At 68.5% G+C, this 16407-nt stretch carries 16 protein-coding genes; 9 read left to right on the top strand and 7 right to left on the bottom strand.

The features are described 5' to 3' along the window. The first annotated feature begins 94 nt into the window (after positions 1 to 94). The gene (locus tag ACZLHH_RS22425) at positions 95 to 1873 is read left to right on the top strand and encodes an MFS transporter (RefSeq protein ID WP_180844632.1); all 1779 of its coding nucleotides are present in this window, start codon (positions 95 to 97) and stop codon (positions 1871 to 1873) included. Between the two features lie 51 nt (positions 1874 to 1924). On the opposite strand, the gene ACZLHH_RS22430 is transcribed toward ACZLHH_RS22425, so the two are convergent. The 5 genes from ACZLHH_RS22430 to ACZLHH_RS22450 all read right to left on the bottom strand — a co-directional run bounded on the left by ACZLHH_RS22430 (position 1925) and on the right by ACZLHH_RS22450 (position 5583). Next, positions 1925 to 2341: a SecDF P1 head subdomain-containing protein gene (locus tag ACZLHH_RS22430; RefSeq protein ID WP_219634963.1), complete on the bottom strand. Its 417-nt coding sequence runs from the start codon at positions 2339 to 2341 to the stop codon at positions 1925 to 1927. Between the two features lie 50 nt (positions 2342 to 2391). Then, positions 2392 to 2943 (bottom strand): HdeD family acid-resistance protein, encoded by a 552-nt coding sequence (locus tag ACZLHH_RS22435; RefSeq protein ID WP_049461697.1) that lies wholly within the window; start codon positions 2941 to 2943, stop codon positions 2392 to 2394. A gap of 58 nt (positions 2944 to 3001) precedes the next feature. Continuing rightward, positions 3002 to 3697 (bottom strand): ComF family protein, encoded by a 696-nt coding sequence (locus tag ACZLHH_RS22440; RefSeq protein ID WP_180844634.1) that lies wholly within the window; start codon positions 3695 to 3697, stop codon positions 3002 to 3004. Between the two features lie 85 nt (positions 3698 to 3782). Beyond that, entirely contained in the window at positions 3783 to 5123 is a 1341-nt protein-coding gene (locus tag ACZLHH_RS22445; RefSeq protein WP_180844635.1) for a chloride channel protein, read from the bottom strand. Positions 5124 to 5265: 142 nt separating this feature from the next. Beyond that, complete coding sequence (locus tag ACZLHH_RS22450; protein WP_180844636.1) at positions 5266 to 5583, bottom strand: hypothetical protein; 318 nt, start codon at positions 5581 to 5583, stop codon at positions 5266 to 5268. A 243-nt stretch (positions 5584 to 5826) separates the two neighbouring features. On the opposite strand from ACZLHH_RS22450, the gene bioB reads away from it, so the two are divergent. From bioB to bioC, 5 genes are all read left to right on the top strand, one after another. After that, positions 5827 to 6870, top strand: a complete 1044-nt coding sequence (gene bioB / locus ACZLHH_RS22455; protein WP_180844637.1) for a biotin synthase BioB — start codon at positions 5827 to 5829, stop codon at positions 6868 to 6870. 67 nt (positions 6871 to 6937) lie between these two features. Beyond that, positions 6938 to 8161 (top strand): 8-amino-7-oxononanoate synthase, encoded by a 1224-nt coding sequence (gene bioF, locus ACZLHH_RS22460; protein ID WP_180844638.1) that lies wholly within the window; start codon positions 6938 to 6940, stop codon positions 8159 to 8161. Positions 8162 to 8178: 17 nt separating this feature from the next. After that, on the top strand, positions 8179 to 8958 hold the full coding sequence (bioH, locus tag ACZLHH_RS22465) for a pimeloyl-ACP methyl ester esterase BioH (protein WP_071228535.1): 780 nt from the start codon (positions 8179 to 8181) through the stop codon (positions 8956 to 8958). 29 nt (positions 8959 to 8987) lie between these two features. Continuing rightward, on the top strand, positions 8988 to 9767 hold the full coding sequence (locus tag ACZLHH_RS22470) for an SDR family oxidoreductase (RefSeq protein WP_180844639.1): 780 nt from the start codon (positions 8988 to 8990) through the stop codon (positions 9765 to 9767). Between the two features lie 12 nt (positions 9768 to 9779). Next, a complete protein-coding gene (bioC, locus tag ACZLHH_RS22475) occupies positions 9780 to 10664 on the top strand; it encodes a malonyl-ACP O-methyltransferase BioC (protein ID WP_180844640.1) in 885 nt (294 codons plus the stop codon). Positions 10665 to 10869: 205 nt separating this feature from the next. Here the strand turns inward: bioC and ACZLHH_RS22480 are convergent, their stop codons facing one another. Continuing rightward, positions 10870 to 11514 carry a YdcF family protein gene (locus ACZLHH_RS22480; protein ID WP_071228615.1) on the bottom strand — a complete coding sequence of 215 codons (645 nt, stop codon included), beginning with the start codon at positions 11512 to 11514 and terminating at the stop codon, positions 10870 to 10872. Next, positions 11499 to 12461 (bottom strand): pyridoxal-phosphate dependent enzyme, encoded by a 963-nt coding sequence (locus tag ACZLHH_RS22485; RefSeq protein WP_049400864.1) that lies wholly within the window; start codon positions 12459 to 12461, stop codon positions 11499 to 11501. The genes ACZLHH_RS22480 and ACZLHH_RS22485 overlap by 16 nt, the downstream gene beginning before the upstream one ends. 159 nt (positions 12462 to 12620) lie before the next feature. On the opposite strand from ACZLHH_RS22485, the gene ACZLHH_RS22490 reads away from it, so the two are divergent. The 3 genes from ACZLHH_RS22490 to ACZLHH_RS22500 all read left to right on the top strand — a co-directional run bounded on the left by ACZLHH_RS22490 (position 12621) and on the right by ACZLHH_RS22500 (position 16330). Next, positions 12621 to 13106: a hypothetical protein gene (locus ACZLHH_RS22490; protein ID WP_019337023.1), complete on the top strand. Its 486-nt coding sequence runs from the start codon at positions 12621 to 12623 to the stop codon at positions 13104 to 13106. Positions 13107 to 13654: 548 nt separating this feature from the next. Continuing rightward, a complete protein-coding gene (gene mnmG, locus ACZLHH_RS22495; protein WP_049400865.1) occupies positions 13655 to 15544 on the top strand; it encodes a tRNA uridine-5-carboxymethylaminomethyl(34) synthesis enzyme MnmG in 1890 nt (629 codons plus the stop codon). 255 nt (positions 15545 to 15799) lie between these two features. Continuing rightward, positions 15800 to 16330: a gamma carbonic anhydrase family protein gene (locus ACZLHH_RS22500; protein WP_032129113.1), complete on the top strand. Its 531-nt coding sequence runs from the start codon at positions 15800 to 15802 to the stop codon at positions 16328 to 16330. Positions 16331 to 16407 lie beyond the last annotated feature (77 nt).

Raw genomic sequence — 16407 nt, forward strand, 5'->3', positions numbered from 1 at the left:
TTGCTCGACTGCTCTGCCGCGCCCCGCGCGGTCAGTCGAGCAAGCTCGACTCTACGAAGGCAATCCGCACCGAAACGCCTCCTGGGATATGCCGATGACTGCAAGCACTGCTCCGCGCTGGCCCGTACGCTACCTGCTCTTCATCGGCGGCCTCGGTGGCCTGCTGTACGGCATCGACATCGGCATCATCGCCGGCGCCCTGCCCTATCTTGAAGCGACTGCCAGCCACGCCTGGCAGCTCAGCAGCCAGCAGCTCGGCTTCGTCGTGGCGGCAGTGCTGCTGGGCAGCGTGCTGTCCTCGCTGTTCGCCGGCATGATTGCCGACCTGATCGGCCGCCGCGGTGCGATGCTGCTGGCCGGCCTGCTGTTCACCGCCTCAATCCCGATCATGGCACTGGCCTCCGGCTACACGCCCCTGCTGCTCGGCCGGCTGCTGCAGGGCATCAGTGGTGGCCTGATCGGTGTGGTGATTCCGCTGTACCTGGCCGAAGTGCTCAGCCCCGAGCGACGCGGGCGCGGCGCGGCCATGTTCCAGCTGCTGCTGACCGTTGGCCTGGTGCTGGCCGCCCTTATCGGCCTGTACCACGCCCACGCCGTGGATGCCGCCGCCGAAGCCGTGCGCTCACTGCCGGTGGCACAGCAGGCGCAGGAACTGTTCACGGTGAAGGACCACGCCTGGCGCACCATCTTCTGGACCTGCCTGGCACCGGGCCTGCTGTTCTGCGCTGGCATCTTCTGGCTGTCCGAATCGCCGCGCTGGCTGGTGCGTCGCGGCCGCATCGATGACGCGCGCCGCAGCCTGCAGCGCGTGCTGCCGGCTTCGGAGGTGGAGCCGACGCTTGCACAGATCCAGGCACCGGAATCGAGCAGCGGCAGCGGCAAGCGCGACCCGCTGCTCAGCCGCCGCTACGTGGTGCCGTTCCTGCTCGCCTGCGTAGTGCTGGCCTGCACCCAGGCCACCGGCATCAACTCGGTGCTGGCCTACGCGGTGAACATCCTCAACCAGGCCGGCCTGTCCGGCTCGGTGGCCAATGGTGCCGACGTGGCGATCAAGCTGCTCAATGCGGTGATGACCGTGGTCGCGCTGCTGCTGGTCGACCGCAAGGGCCGCAAGTTCCTGCTGATGCTCGGCAGTGGCGGCATCTGCGTGGCCCTGCTGGCCGCCGCCACCCTCTTCTTCCAGGCCGAACGCGGCCGCACCGACGTGCAGCCGCAGCTGCAGGCGGCGGTCAGCGGCGACGGCCTGCAGCTGGTGCTGGATGATGCGCAGTGGCAGCGCCTGAGCAATGGCATCGACAGCCAGGGCCGGCCGATGCAGCTGACCGTCTCCTACGCCTACGGCGACTTCACCAATGTGCGCGCCCTGCGCAGCGACAACCTGACCGACCGCGAGCTGCGCATCGAGCGTGCCGGCACCGTGCAGCCGGACAGCGTGATCGGCGCGTTCTTCCGCAAACTGCACCTGAACCCGTTCGCCGACCCGGCCAAGGCCGCGCAGGCACCGCTGCGCATCGAGCAGGCCCGCATCGGCCCGGTGCCGCCACCGGCGCACGGCTGGGCCGTGGCCGCCTGCATCCTGGTGTTCGTCGCGTTCTTCGCGGTCGGGCCCGGCGTCTGCGTGTGGCTCGCGCTGTCCGAGCTGATGCCGAACCGCATCCGCTCCAACGGCATGAGCATCGCGCTGCTGATCAACCAGTTCGTGTCCACCACTATCGCCGCGATCTTCCTGCCCACGGTGGGGCACTACGGCTATGCCAGCATGTTCGTGTTCTGGGCGGCGTGCACCTTCGTGTTCTTCCTGGTAGCCGCGTTCTGGCTGCCGGAGACCAAGGGCAAGTCGCTGGAAGAGATCGAGGCCCGCTTCGCCCGGTAGCGGTCGACCTTGGTCGACCTCCGCGCGCAGCGCGGGTTCATGGCGCGCCCGTCATTCGCCAGTGATGTGCTTCGCCAGCTCCCGCGCCTCGGCAACGCTGGACAACCCGCTCAGCATCATCGATTCACCGAATGGCCCCTGCACGGTCGCCACCATCAGCACGCGGCCATCCACGCTGAGCGCCGCACGCTGGCCCACCAAGGCAGCGGTGCCATCGTGGATGCGCTGATGTGCCTCCGGCCGGTAGCGGATCTGCAGGCCCGGCTGCTTGCCTTCATCCAGCACATAACGCACATCGGCGATGTCCGCGCTGCCGGCAATCGGCGGCTCGCGCAGGGCCAAGTTCTCGCCCTGCCACTGCGCCGGCGCACCCTTGCCCGCCGCATCGACCGCACTCAGGCGCACATCCACGCCAGGGCGTGGCGCATGCTCCTTGCCTGCCAACGCACCGGGCGTAGCGCCCGGCATGCATCCGGTCAGGGTCAACGCCATGCCCAGCAACAGGGGAAGCGCAGCCTTCACTTCAGCTTCCGCAGCTTGAACGCCACCAGCACCTGCAACAGCCCGTACAGCAGGCTGCCGATGCCGATCCACAGCGTGGTCACCGCAACGCCCGCATACGGGTTGGCCGCGAACAGCACGCCCAGCACCACCGCCAGCACGCCACTGAGGATCAGCAGCCACTCGCCCTGGATCTGCTTGCGCACGCGGATCGCGAACACGATGCGATAGATGCCGGCCACCAGCAGCCACGCTGCCAGGAACAGCACCAGCACGCTGGCGGTGGCCAGCGGATTGATCACCGCCAGGATGCCGAAACCCAGCGAGGCGATGGCATACAGCGCCAGCCAGCCACGCGAGGCACCGCTGCCGCCGCTGACCAGTGCGAACAGGCTGATGACACCTTCAACGATGGCCATCACACCCAGCGTCCATGCCAATGCCATGGCTGCAGACAGCGGCCAGCCGATGGCGACGATGCCAAAGCCCAGCGCAACCAGCCCATACAGCAGGAGGATCCACCAGCTGCGCCCAACCGCCGACAACAAGGGAGACAAGGGGGAATTCATGGCCACTCCTTCGATCCGGAACCGGGCTCATCCTAGCCCCTGGTGATGAAGAGGGCGATCACGGCGCCCGCGCGCAGACCCATACCCGCACCTCGTCCGCTCCCACCCACCGCAGCGTCTCCGCAACCTCCATCACCGTGCTGCCGGTGGTCATCACATCGTCCACCACTGTCAGTCGCGGCGGCACCGGACCACGTACATCGAACGCATCGAACAGGTTTTCCCTGCGCTGTTCGGCCGTACGCTCAGACTGCGGCGCGGTATACCGCCGCCGGTACAGCCCCTGCCAGACCGGCATCGGCAGCAGGCGGCACAGTTCTGCCGCCTGGTTGTAGCCGCGCTGGCGCAGGCGGCGCCGGTGCAGCGGTACCGGCACCAGCGGTAGGCATGACCACGGCGGCGGTGCGCGCTGCATCAACTGCGCCAGCAGGCGACCGGCGGCGAGATCCTGATGGAACTTGTAGCGCACCAGCAGCTGGTCGACCGGTGGCAGGTACAGCAGGCTGGCATGGGTAGCGGCCTGCGGTGGCGCTTCCTCGCGGCAGCTGCCGCAGACGATCAGGGCGTTGTCGGGCAGCGGCAATGCACAGCGCAGGCAGGCGCGGCCCGACCACGGAAGTTCCGCATAGCACGCGGCGCACAGATCCAGCCCATCGTGGCCGGGGTCGTTGCAGACCAGGCAACGCAATGGCAGCAGAACGCGGAGCAGCGCGTGAGGGACAGTGCTTGCCGCGTGCAGGAAGTTGATGCGCATGCGCCAGCCTTCCATCGCTGCGTCAGCTTCACCATCAGCGGACCGCGTGCTGCGGTGTCAGCGCTATCTGTTACCGCGCCGCCCTTCAGGGCGCGCGTTCGCGATCCCCGGCATCCGACGGCGCCACGGCGGGCATCATCAACACCTCCGCCAGCCCACGATAGATGGGCACCCGGCACACCAGCCCGGACACGCCACGTGCGATCAGCACCGTGGCCAGGATCGGCAGCAGCAGATCGCCGCTGTCGGTCAGCTCCAGCGAGATCACCGCGGAGGTCAGCGGTGCCTGGGTGACGCCGGTCAGATAGGCACACATGCCCAGCAGCACGAACGCACGCGGATCCACACCCGGCATCAGCACCGCCAGGTTGTGGCCGAGGCCGGCACCGACCGCCAGCGCCGGCGAGAACAGGCCGCCGGGGATGCCCGCCACGTAGGACGCCAGATTCGCCAGCAGCTTCATCAGACCGAATTCATGGCCCACCATCGCCTGCCCCTGCACCAGGCTGCGCGCCTGCTCGTAGCCGGTGCCGAACGCGCCTTCGCCGAACGTCAACGCCAGCGCCACCACCACCAGGCCGCAGCCTGCAGCCAGCAGCACGGGATGCCGCTGCCGCAGCTGGCCCAGCCAACGCGGGCGGCCCGCCGCACTGGCCAGCACCGCGCGCGCGAACAATCCACCCAGCAACCCGGCCACTACGCCGCACAGCAGGATCGCCAGCCAGCCCTGGCCGAGCGGCAGCCGCGCGCTCACATGACCGAAGTAGGTGTAGTTGCCCAGCAGTCCGAGCGATACCACGCCGCCGACGATCACCGCGGTCAGCAAGGTGCCTGAGAAACGATGTTCGAAGCGGCCGCTGAGCTCTTCGATGGCGAAGACGATACCCGCCAGCGGTGTGTTGAACGCCGCCGCAATGCCGGCAGCACCACCGGCCAGCAGGAAGTGCGAGAGCTCGCGCGGGTCCTTGAAGCCGAACCAGCGGCCGAACAGGTACATCAGGCTGGCGCCCACATGCACCGTCGGGCCCTCGCGCCCGACCGACGCGCCGCCCAGCAGCGACAACGAGGTCAGCAGCAGCTTGCCCGCCGAGACCGCAGGCGAAAGATTGACCTTCCGGAACGGCTCATCGGGCTTGTCCAACGCAGCGATGACCTGCGGAATACCGCTGCCCCGCGTGGGTTTCAGCACACCGGAAGTGAGCCAGGCCAGCAGCGCGAAGATGCCCGGCGTCAGCAGCAGGGCCCACCACGGCGAGTGCGAGGTGATGCGCTGGAACAGGTGAAACGCCGCGTCGCTGGCCTTGGCGAACAGGATGGCCACCAGTGCCACGGCCACGGCGCCGCCCCAGAGCGCGGCACGGCGGCGCCAGGCCTCGCTGAGAACCAGCGCGGTGATGCGGCCGCGGAGGCGATGGAGATCGGTCATGCAGGGCAGTCTGGACGCTGCGGAGGAAGGCGGACAGCGGCCACTGTGGCTGAAGGCCTTGCAGGATGCGGTGAAATGCACCGGTACTGCCGGAAACGCACCCGAAACCCGGACAGATGCAACGATCTGCCACGCCCGATGTTCAGATCGCCAAACGATTGAGAACGTGGGTCAGCGCAAGCTGGGAACAACCCCGGTCCGGCAGTACACCATCCTCGCCGGGCGCCCCCACCTCGAACCCTTCCTCGACGTCCTCGTAGTACAGCAACCCGTCAGGTAGATGTGCGACCACCCACACCGACTCGATGGTACGCAGCCTGTGCAGTGGCATTGCGCGCAATGGCACACGCAGAGACTCGAAGATGGCTCGATGCCCCGGTGAGCAGTCCTGTAATTGCCGCGCGATCAGGGCTTCCAGTTCTTCGCGGGTGATGGGCAACCAGCTGTCGAGAGGGTCCATTGCAACGCACCCGATTGAATGTGCACGCCTGAGTGTATCTCCAGGGCCCCGCGCACCGCCTCTTTCCGGATCAGCTTCAACGCGTGTCCCGGCAGCACGTGCCGGCCTGTTGTTGCGTCACCGGGTAGTCGGTGAAGCGGGCCACCACCGCCCCGTAAACCATTTTTAACACATTGAAGTTGACAGCCTGAACGCACCCACCCACACTGCCGCCCTCGCTCCACTCGCACCCAAGGTCCCGCCATGGCTGCTTCCATCCGCCACGACTGGCAACACGACGAACTGCAGGCGCTGTTCGATCTGCCGTTCCCCGAGCTGCTGTTCCGCGCCGCAGCGGTCCACCGCGAGCACTTCGACCCATCGCAGGTGCAGGTCTCCACGTTGCTGTCGGTGAAGACCGGCGGCTGCCCGGAAGACTGCGCGTACTGCCCGCAGGCGCAGCGCTACAGCACCGGGGTGAACGCGCAGAAGCTGATGGAGACCGATGCGGTGCTGGCCAAGGCACGCCAGGCCAAGGCCGCCGGTGCGTCGCGCTTCTGCATGGGTGCCGCGTGGCGTTCGCCGAAGGACCGCGACATTCCGAAGGTGGCGGCAATGATCGCCGGGGTGAAGGCACTGGGCCTGGAGACCTGTGCCACGCTGGGCATGCTCAGTGGCGAACAGGCACGTGCGCTGAAGGACGCCGGCCTGGACTACTACAACCACAACCTCGACACCGCGCCGGACTACTACGATTCGATCATCCACACGCGCCAGTACCAGGACCGCCTGGACACGCTGGAGCACGTGCGTGATGCCGGCCTGAAGACCTGCTGCGGCGGCATCGTCGGCATGGGCGAGACGCGCGCGCAGCGCGTCGGCCTGCTGCTGGCGCTGGCCACGCTGCCGGCACATCCCGATTCGGTGCCGATCAACAAGCTGGTGCAGGTGGCGGGTACGCCGCTGCACGGCAGCGCCGAGCTGGACCCGTTCGAGTTCGTGCGCATGATCGCGGTGGCTCGCATCGCCATGCCGCGCTCGATGGTGCGGTTGTCCGCCGGGCGCGAGGCGATGAGCGACGAACTGCAGGCGCTGTGCTTCCTGGCCGGTGCCAATTCGATCTTCTATGGCGACAAGCTGCTGACCACCGGCAACCCGGAAAGCGAACGCGACCTGGCCTTGTTCGCACGCCTGGGCCTGCAACCGATGGCGGTGCAGGTAGATGCAGAGGGCCACGACCACGGCGGCACCGTGCACGCCGATATCAGCGCCGATGCACCCGGCTGTGGCTGCGCTCACGCGGCCTGAGACGGGCCGCAAGCAGGCGTCGCGGCAACGCGTTACCCTAGCCGCCCCGTCGTCGCATTCAGCCACCATGGCCCGCCCCGACCTGACCGCCCGCCTCCACGCCCAACGCGCCCTGCGCGATGCCCAAGGCCGTCGCCGCCCGCGACGCACGGTCAGCCGTCGTGATGGCGTGCGCCTGGAAGTGGACGGCCAGTGGCTGACCGGCTTCTGCAGCAATGATTACCTGGGCCTGGCCCAGCAGTTCAGCGTGGTCAATGCGCTGCAGGATGCTGCCGCGCGCGAAGGTGCTGGCGCCGGTGCCTCGCACCTGGTCTGCGGCCACCACGCCCTGCACGAGGCACTTGAACGCGAAGTAGCCGAGTGGCTGGGCTATCCGCGTGCGCTGCTGTTCGGCAGTGGCTTCGCCGCCAACCTGGCGGTGCAGCAGGCATTGCTGAGCGAAGAGAACGATGTCTGCGTACAGGACAAGCTCAACCACGCCAGCCTGCTCGATGCGACGCGGTTGGCCGGTGCACGCCTGCGCCGCTATCCGCATCTGGATGCGGAAGGCGCGATGCGTCAACTCAAGCACGCGCCCGATGGCGCGGCGATGCTGGCCACCGATGGTGTCTTCAGCATGGATGGCGACATCGCACCGCTGCGTGCATTGTCGCTTGTGGCACGCCTGCAGCAGGCGCTGTTCTACGTCGATGACGCGCACGGCGTGGGCGTGGTCGGTGATGGCCGTGGTGCCGTGGCCGCCGCCGGGCTGGGCGTGGACGACGTACCGCTGCAACTGGTCACGCTGGGCAAGGCACTGGGCGGTTCCGGTGCACTGGTGCTGGGCCGTGACGACCTGATCGAGCATCTGGCCGAAACCGCGCGCCCGTACATCTACACCACCGCCGTGCCACCGGCGATGGCCGCTGCGGCGCTTGAAGCAGTGCGCCTGGCGCGCCGCGACCACTGGCGCCGCACCAAACTGACCGACCTGATCGCGCTGTTCCGCAGTGAAGCGCGTCGCCACGGCCTGGACCTGATGGCTTCGGAAACGCCGATCCAGCCGCTGCTATGTGGTGATGACCATACCGCCGTGGCGATGTCCACGGCGCTGGAGCAGGCCGGCTGGCTGGTCGGCGCGATCCGCCCACCGACGGTGCCGGAAGGCAAGGCACGCCTGCGCGTCACCCTGTCCGCGCTGCATACGCCGGAACAGGTGCGTGGCCTGGTGGAGGCCATCGCCAGCGCGCGCGATCGCGTGACCCTGGCCGTGCGTGAAGCCGCGCCACCGCCGCTGCCTGTCTTTGCCTGAGTTCCGTGTCGTTGCCCATGCATATTGACGTCACCGGCCGTGGCCCGGACCTGGTGCTGATCCACGGTTGGGCCCTGCAGGGCGGCGTGTTCGCGCCGCTGGTGCAGCGGCTTGCGGACCAGTTCACCCTGCATCTTGTCGACCTGCCCGGCCATGGACACAGTCGCGAGGACACCACGCCGCTGCGCCTGCCGTTCGTGGTCAGTGCCATTGCTGCGGCCACGCCGCCGGCGGTGTGGTGCGGCTGGTCGCTGGGCGGCCTGTTCGCATTGCACGCGGCGGCAACGCTGCCGAAGGTACGCGGGCTGGCGATGATCGCTGCCACGCCGCGTTTCGTGCGTGGCGAGGATTGGCCGCACGCGGTGGAACCGGAGGTGTTCGAGCAGTTCGGGCGCGAGCTGGCCAACGATTTCGGCGGTACCCTGGAGCGCTTCCTGGCGCTGGACGTGATGGGCTCGGCGCACGCCCGCGAGGAGCTGCGCACGCTGCGCCAGCGCCTGGTCGAGCGCGGTGCCCCCACTGAACGCGCCCTGCTGGAAGGCCTGCGCCTGCTCGAAAGCACCGACCTGCGCGGTGCCCTGCCAACGCTGGGCAAACCCAGCCTGTGGATCGCCGGCCAGCGCGACCGCCTGGTGTCACCGGTCGCCATGCAGGCCGCTGCGGCGCTGACCCCGGGCGCGCAGGCGCTGACCATCGCCCACGGCGGCCATGCGCCCTTCCTCGGCCATGCCGATGATGTGGCCGCCGCCCTGCAACACTTCGTTGCCGGCCTGTCACCGGCCGATGGCGGACAATGAGCGCCTTCCTCATTCCGCGGGATTGACGCATGGATCTGGGTATCAATGGCCGCTGGGCACTGGTCTGCGGCGCAAGCAAGGGGCTGGGCCTGGGCTGCGCGCGTGCGCTGGTGCGTGAAGGCGTCAACGTGGTGATCGTGGCCCGCGGTGAAGCCGCCCTGCAGGCCGCCGCTGAAGAGCTGCGCGCGCTGGCCGGTGCCGCCGAGGTGCGCGCGATCGCCGCCGACGTCACCACCGAAGCCGGCCGCGTCGCGGCGCTGGCCGCATGCCCGCAGGTGGACATCCTGGTCAACAACGCCGGTGGTCCGCCGCCCGGTGATTTCCGCACCTTCGAGCGCGACGACTGGATTGCCGCGCTGGACGCCAACATGCTGGCGCCGATCGCGCTGATCCGCGCCACCGTCGACGCGATGATCGAGCGCGGCTTCGGCCGTATCGTCAACATCACCTCGTCGGCGGTGAAAGCCCCGATCGATATCCTGGCGCTGTCCAACGGCGCGCGCAGTGGCCTGACCGGTTTCGTCGCCGGCCTATCGCGCCGCACCGTGGCCCACAACGTCACCATCAACAACCTGCTGCCCGGCCAGTTCGACACCGACCGCCTGCGCGCCAACTTCGCCCACAGTGCGGGCAAGGACGGCGACGCCGACGAAGTGGCCGAACGCCGCCGCCAGCAGATCCCCGCCGGCCGCTTCGGCACACCCGACGAATTCGGCGCCGCCTGCGCCTTCCTGTGCAGTGCACAGGCCGGTTACCTCACCGGGCAGAACCTGCTGATCGACGGCGGCGCCTACCCCGGTACGTTCTAAGAGACTTTCGCAATGCCGTCCCACTTCGATGCCCGCCACGTCCGCCGCGCGTTCGCCCGTGCCGCCAACAGCTACGACGCCGCCGCCGCCCTGCAGCGCGAAGTGCAGTCACGGCTGATCGAATCGCTGGACTACCTGGAGGCACGCAAGCCCGAGGTGGTGCTGGACATTGGTGCCGGCACCGGCCATGCCAGCGCGTTGATGAAGAAGCGCTGGCCGAAGGCGCAGGTGATCGCGCTGGACGTGGCGCTGCCGATGCTGGACCAGGCCAAGCGCCAGGCCGGCTGGTGGAAGCCGTTCCAGCGGCTGTGCGGCGACGCCGCCGCGCTGCCGCTGGCCGACAACAGCGTGGACGTGATCTTCAGCAACCTGTGCCTGCAGTGGGTGGACGACCTGCCGGCGGTGTTCGCCGGGTTCCGCCGTGTGCTCAAGCCAGGTGGCCTGCTGGTGTGTTCCACCTTCGGCCCGGAAACCCTGATTGAACTCAACGAGGCATTCGCCGCCGCCGATGACCGCCCGCACGTGAGCCGCTTCGCGCAGATCGCCCAGTTCGGCGATGCGCTGATGATGGCCGGCTTCCGCGACCCGGTGCTGGACCGCGACCTGTTCACCCTGACCTACGACGACCTGCCGTCACTGATGCGCGAGCTGCGTGCGATGGGCGCGACCAATGCCCGCGTCGACCGTCGCCACACGCTGACCGGGCGTGGCCGTTTCGCCGCTGCGGCAGCGGCGTATGAACCGATGCGCCGTGCCGACGGCAAGCTGCCCAGCAGCTGGGAAGTGATCTATGCGCACGCCTGGGCACCGGACCCGGGCGCACCGATCCGCGAAGGCGGGCATGACGTGGCCGCGGTGCCGGTGTCGGCAATTCCGATCCGGCGCAAGCAGAGCTGATCGTCCGGTAGTGCCGGCCACTGGCTGGCAACCTCGCGATTCCATGGTGGGCATCTGCCGGCCAGCGGCCGGCACTACCGCAATCCACACCGCACGCGAATCGCTCCGGTAGGTGCCAACCTTGGTTGGCACACCCCATCAGATCGCGGTGCCGCCAGCAGTGTGCCGACCAAGGTCGGCACCCACCCAAATGCAGGCTTCCGCCTCAGGTATTGGCCGGCGAACTCAGCGGCGGGCGCACCAGGTCGCGGTGGAAGAAATAGATTTCCTGCACCAGGAAGCGCCAGCTGGTGTGGAAGCTGCGGAAGCGCGTGCTGGGCGTGGACGAGGCCAGCGCATCGATGCCCAGCGCCTTGCTCAGGCGCAGCGCGCGCGCCATGTGCAGCGGATCGCTGACGATGATCACCCGGTGCAGGTCGCGCTGGTCCATCAGCCGCTTGGCTTCAACCAGGTTCTGCACGGTATTGCGCGAGGCGGTTTCGATCAGGATCGCATCGTCCGGCACGCCATGTTTCAGCGCATAACGCCGCGCCACCTGCGATTCGGAAAAACGCGCACCGGTGCCACCGTAGCCGCCGGTGAAGATCAGCAGCGGCGCGTACTGGGCCTCGTACAGGTCCAGCCCATGCCGGATACGCTCTTCGAACACCGGTGACGGTTTGGCGTCATAGGCGGCCGCACCCAGCACGATGATGGCGTCGGCCTTGGCGGCCTGGTCACGCTCGCCGACCCAGACGATCCAGGCAGTCACGCCCAGCAGCCAGATCACCAGCAGGACAAACAGCCGCCACAGCCAGCCCAGCAGGCCGGTGCGAGGCCGCTGCCGGTCGCGGCTCACGGCGCCCCCCAGCGCAGCGCTGGCAGGTCGACGTTGCCGCCGGACAGCACCAGGCCCACGCGCAGTCCGGCGAAACGTTGCGGCTGCGCCAGCACCGCAGCCAGCACGGTGGCCGAGGACGGCTCGACCACCTGCTTGAGCACCTCCCACAGCAGGCGCATCGCGGCCATCGTCGCCGCGTCATCGACCACGATCACCTCGGCACCGGCCGCGCGCAGCAGTTCGAAATTGGGCGCGCCGATCAGGGTACGCAGGCCATCGCAGATCGTGTCCGGGGTGAACGCGTCCTGGCGCTCGCCAGCGGCCAGCGAGCGCGCGGTATCGTCGGCACCGGCCGGTTCGGCCAGCACCAGACGGGTCTGCGGGCTGGCGTGCTGCAGGGCCAGCGCAGTGCCGCTGGCGAGGCCGCCGCCGCCCACCGGCACCACCAGCACGTCGAACGGGCCGTCGCTGTGCAGCAGTTCCAGGGCGGCGGTGCCCTGCCCGGCCATCACCGCCGGATTCGTATAAGGATGCACCAGGGTCGCACCGGTGTCGGCCTGCACCTTGGCGCAGGTGGCCTCACGGTCGGCAATGGTCGGCGGGCAGTGCCAGAGCGTGGCGCCATGGCGCGCAATATTGGCCAGCTTGGCCGCCACCGCACCTTCCGGCACCACCACGTGACAGGGAATGCCCCGGGTACGTGCGGCCAGCGCCAGCGCGGCGCCGTGATTGCCAGAGGAGTGGGTGACCACGCCGGCACTGGCGGAATCAGCCTCCAGCGACCACACCGCGTTGCAGGCACCGCGGAACTTGAACGCACCACCACGCTGCAGGTGCTCGGCCTTGAACGCCAGCTGTGCCCCGGCCAGCGCATCGAGCGTGTGCGAGCGCAGCACCGGGGTCACGCTGGCATGCGGGGCGATCCTCGCGGCAGCAAGCAGGACGTCGTCGGCGCGGGGCAACAGTGAATCGCTCATGACGCAAGATTAACGTATGCCCCCGCGCTGGCGACCGGGACACAGGTCATGCCAGCATGCAGCCCTACGCCTCCATTCATCCTGGCCGGCGGAATTAAGGGCCGATTCAACGCTGGCGCCCGAAGCTGACTGCACACCCGTCCTCTGGGGGGACCCACCATGAAAATGCGCCTGATGCTTGCCGGTGGCCTGTTGCTGGCCCTGACCGGCTGCACCACCTACGACTATGTCGGCGGCGGCCGCAGCGGCAGCTACTACCACGGTGCGCCGTCGGTGGAATACCGCTACCCGGCCGGCTATCCCTACAACTACGGCCCCTACTACGGTGGCTATGGCGGCTACTACGGCGGCTACGGCAACCCGTATTACTCGCGCCCGATCTACCGTCCGCCGCACAACCACCGCCCGCCGCCGCGTCCGGGCAATGGCGGCGAGCACCGTCCGCCGCCGCCGTCGCGTCCGTCGTACAACGGGGGTTCGCCGTGGCGGAACATGGACTCCATGCGCCGCCCGCCGCAATCGAACGCCCAGCCGTCGGCGCCCCCGCCGCAGGCCCGTCCGGCACCGGCACCGAGTGCGCCGAGGATGAACGGTTCCCCCTGGCGCAACATGGATCGTGCGACGCAGCGCACAGTTGAGCGCTGAACCGTCTTGCATTTCACACGGTCTAAGCCGCAATCTACGCGGACAGTGACGGCCCGCGTCACAAAGTGACAAAAACGACACGGGCCGCCGCAAAAAGCTCTACGTCGATATCCGACAGGAACATCTGGATCCCCCCTGTTCCGGCCCTGTCGGATGTCGGCACCTCTGAAAACAAACGGCCCCGCAATGCGGGGCCGTTTGTTTTGTTGGGTCGCCAACCGGCGAGGGCCCCAGCGTCAGTAGCTCCACGCCATGCGTGGATGGCGCCTTCCCGACAGCCGCAAAAAAACAGGGCCGGACAGTCCCCCGACTGCCGGCCCTCTGCTCCCCCACCGTGCGCCTGTACCGGCCCCTGTTCCAATTCCGGTCACGGGCGCCTACGGCGCCAGCCACGGTGGGTGCTATTGGGTTATCTGCAAAAATCCTGCCAACTTTAGGGCTGATTTCGGCGCTGGCCGGCCGGCGGCGACGTCCCGGCCCCGAATGGCGCTAAAATCGCCACCCCGGCGCCGCCTCCGGCCGCGCCCGCCCCCAGCTGAACAGCCCCCATGAATCCGTCCTTCCATCGTTACGACGTCATCGTCATCGGCGGTGGCCACGCTGGCACCGAAGCCGCGCTGGCCGCGGCCCGCACCGGCGTGCGCACCCTGCTGCTGACCCACAACATCGAAACGGTGGGTGCGATGAGCTGCAACCCGGCCATCGGCGGCATCGGCAAGGGCCACCTGGTCAAGGAGATCGACGCGCTGGGCGGTGCGATGGCGCATGCCGCCGACCGCGCCGGCATCCAGTGGCGCACGCTCAATGCCTCCAAGGGCCCGGCCGTGCGCGCCACCCGCTGCCAGGCCGACCGCAACCTGTACCGCATGGCGATCCGCGCCATCGTCGAAGGCCAGGCCAACCTGACCGTGTTCCAGGCCGCCGTGGACGACCTGGTCATCGAAGGCGACGCCGTGCGCGGGGTCATCACCCAGACCGGGCTGCGCTTCGATGCCGAGGCCGTGGTGCTGACCGCCGGCACCTTCCTGGCCGGCAAGATCCATGTCGGCCCGACCCAGTACGCCGCCGGCCGCATGGGCGACCCGCCGGCCACCACGCTGGCCGCGCGGCTGCGCGAGCGCCCGTTCCAGGTGGACCGCCTGAAGACCGGCACGCCGCCGCGCATCGATGGCCGCTCGCTGGACTACAGCGTGATGGACGAGCAGCCCGGCGATTCGCCGCGGCCGGTGATGTCCTTCCTCGGCTCGGTGGACGAGCATCCGCAGCAGGTCAGCTGCTGGATCACCCACACCACCGAGCAGACCCACCAGATCATCCGCGACGCGCTGCACCGCTCACCGCTGTACAGCGGCCAGATCGAAGGCATCGGCCCGCGCTACTGCCCGTCCATCGAGGACAAGGTGGTGCGCTTCGCCGAGAAGGCCAGCCACCAGATCTTCGTCGAACCCGAAGGCCTGGGCATCGTCGAGATCTATCCCAACGGCATCTCCACCTCGCTGCCGTTCGACGTGCAGCTGGAGATGGTGCGCAGCATCCGTGGCTTCGAGAACGCACACATCACCCGCCCCGGCTACGCGATCGAGTACGACTTCTTCGACCCGCGCGGGCTGAAGGCCTCGCTGGAGACCAAGCTGGTCAACGGCCTGTTCTTCGCTGGCCAGATCAACGGCACCACCGGCTACGAAGAGGCCGCCGCGCAGGGCCTGCTGGCCGGCCTCAACGCCGCACGCCAGGTGCGCGGGCTGGACGGCTGGTGCCCGCGTCGCGACGAGGCCTACCTGGGCGTGCTGGTGGATGACCTGATCACCCACGGCACCAACGAGCCGTACCGCATGTTCACCAGCCGCGCCGAGTACCGCCTGCAGCTGCGCGAGGACAATGCCGACCAGCGCCTGACCCCGACCGGCCGCGAAATGGGCCTGGTGGATGATCGCCGCTGGAGCGCGTTCGAGACCAAGCAGGCCGCCGTCGCTGCCGAGCGCGCACGCCTGGGTGCGCTGTGGGCAACCCCGGCCAATGCACTGGGCCGCGAAGTGAACGAGACGCTGGGCGTGGCGGTCAGTCGCGAGACCAACGTGCTGGACCTGATCAAGCGCCCCGAGCTGGATTACGCCAAGCTGATGCAGGTGCCCTCGCTGGGCCCGGCGGTGGCCGATGGCAAGGTTGCCGAGCAGGTGGAGATCGGCGTGAAGTACGCCGGCTACCTGGACCGCCAGCGCGAGGAGATCGAGCGCCAGCAGCGGCACGAAGCCACGCCGATCGCTGAAGCCTTCGATTACGCGACCGTGCGCGGGCTGTCGGCCGAAGCGCTGCAGAAGCTGGAGCGCGTACGCCCGCAGACCATCGGCCAGGCACAGCGCATTCCGGGCATGACCCCGGCAGCGATCTCGCTGCTGCTGGTGCACCTGGAGCGCGCACGCCGGGGACGCGTGGCATAACACGAGCGCGGTGGATGCCATCCACGCATGGCGTGGATCCACTGCAATGCTGCGCGCGATCCGCTGTTCCGCATACAGCATCGGCTGCAGCTACGAACCGTAGCGGGTAGTGCCGGCCGCTGGCCGGCAATCGCAGAACTCCAGACACGCCCATGAGGTTGCCGGCCAGCGGCCGGCACTACCCTGCGGTGCGCGCGCGGCGTGCAGACCACGCAGGTATCATCGTCGTGAACGCCCTGATTTCCGGAGACTTCGATGAACCCGCTGCGCCCCTTCCGCGACAAGATGCCCGTCCTCGGCGAACGCGTGTACATCGATCCGGCCTGCACCATCATCGGCGACGTGGAGCTGGCCGATGACGTGTCGGTATGGCCGGGCACGGTCATCCGCGGCGACGTCAACCATGTGCGTATCGGTGCACGCACCAACGTGCAGGACGGCACCATCATCCACGTCAGCCACCACAGCCCGTACAACAAGGCCGGCTACCCGACCCTGATCGGCGAAGGCGTGACCGTCGGCCACGGCTGCATCATCCATGCCTGCACGATCGGCGATTACAGCCTGATCGGCATGGGCGCCTGCATCCTCGATGGCGCCCGCGTGGAGCGCCATGGCTTCGTCGGCGCCGGTGCGGTGATCGGCCCCGGCAAGGTGGTGGGCGAAGGCGAGCTGTGGGTCGGCAACCCTGCACGACCGGCACGCACGCTCAGTGACAAGGAGATCGAGGCGCTGCATTACTCGGCCGACCACTACGTGCGGCTGAAGGACGAATACCGGGGCTGAGCCCCCGACGCTGCCATGCGGCTCTGCTAAAGTCTTGGCCCGACCAGGACCTGTCGAGACCCCCATGCCTGTGGCTG

The sequence above is a fragment of the Stenotrophomonas sp. 28608_Sma genome (assembly GCF_056486185.1).

Coding starts and splice junctions, on each gene's coding strand:
- bioH (WP_071228535.1), top strand. CDS start 8,179: ATGCATATTGACGTCACCGGCCGTGGCCCGGACCTGGTGCTGATCCAC.
- ACZLHH_RS22500 (WP_032129113.1), top strand. CDS start 15,800: ATGAACCCGCTGCGCCCCTTCCGCGACAAGATGCCCGTCCTCGGCGAA.
- ACZLHH_RS22470 (WP_180844639.1), top strand. CDS start 8,988: ATGGATCTGGGTATCAATGGCCGCTGGGCACTGGTCTGCGGCGCAAGC.
- bioC (WP_180844640.1), top strand. CDS start 9,780: ATGCCGTCCCACTTCGATGCCCGCCACGTCCGCCGCGCGTTCGCCCGT.
- ACZLHH_RS22430 (WP_219634963.1), bottom strand. CDS start 2,341: ATGCCGGGCGCTACGCCCGGTGCGTTGGCAGGCAAGGAGCATGCGCCA.
- ACZLHH_RS22425 (WP_180844632.1), top strand. CDS start 95: ATGACTGCAAGCACTGCTCCGCGCTGGCCCGTACGCTACCTGCTCTTC.
- bioB (WP_180844637.1), top strand. CDS start 5,827: ATGGCTGCTTCCATCCGCCACGACTGGCAACACGACGAACTGCAGGCG.
- ACZLHH_RS22435 (WP_049461697.1), bottom strand. CDS start 2,943: ATGAATTCCCCCTTGTCTCCCTTGTTGTCGGCGGTTGGGCGCAGCTGG.
- ACZLHH_RS22440 (WP_180844634.1), bottom strand. CDS start 3,697: ATGCGCATCAACTTCCTGCACGCGGCAAGCACTGTCCCTCACGCGCTG.
- mnmG (WP_049400865.1), top strand. CDS start 13,655: ATGAATCCGTCCTTCCATCGTTACGACGTCATCGTCATCGGCGGTGGC.
- ACZLHH_RS22485 (WP_049400864.1), bottom strand. CDS start 12,461: ATGAGCGATTCACTGTTGCCCCGCGCCGACGACGTCCTGCTTGCTGCC.
- ACZLHH_RS22450 (WP_180844636.1), bottom strand. CDS start 5,583: ATGGACCCTCTCGACAGCTGGTTGCCCATCACCCGCGAAGAACTGGAA.
- ACZLHH_RS22445 (WP_180844635.1), bottom strand. CDS start 5,123: ATGACCGATCTCCATCGCCTCCGCGGCCGCATCACCGCGCTGGTTCTC.
- bioF (WP_180844638.1), top strand. CDS start 6,938: ATGGCCCGCCCCGACCTGACCGCCCGCCTCCACGCCCAACGCGCCCTG.
- ACZLHH_RS22490 (WP_019337023.1), top strand. CDS start 12,621: ATGAAAATGCGCCTGATGCTTGCCGGTGGCCTGTTGCTGGCCCTGACC.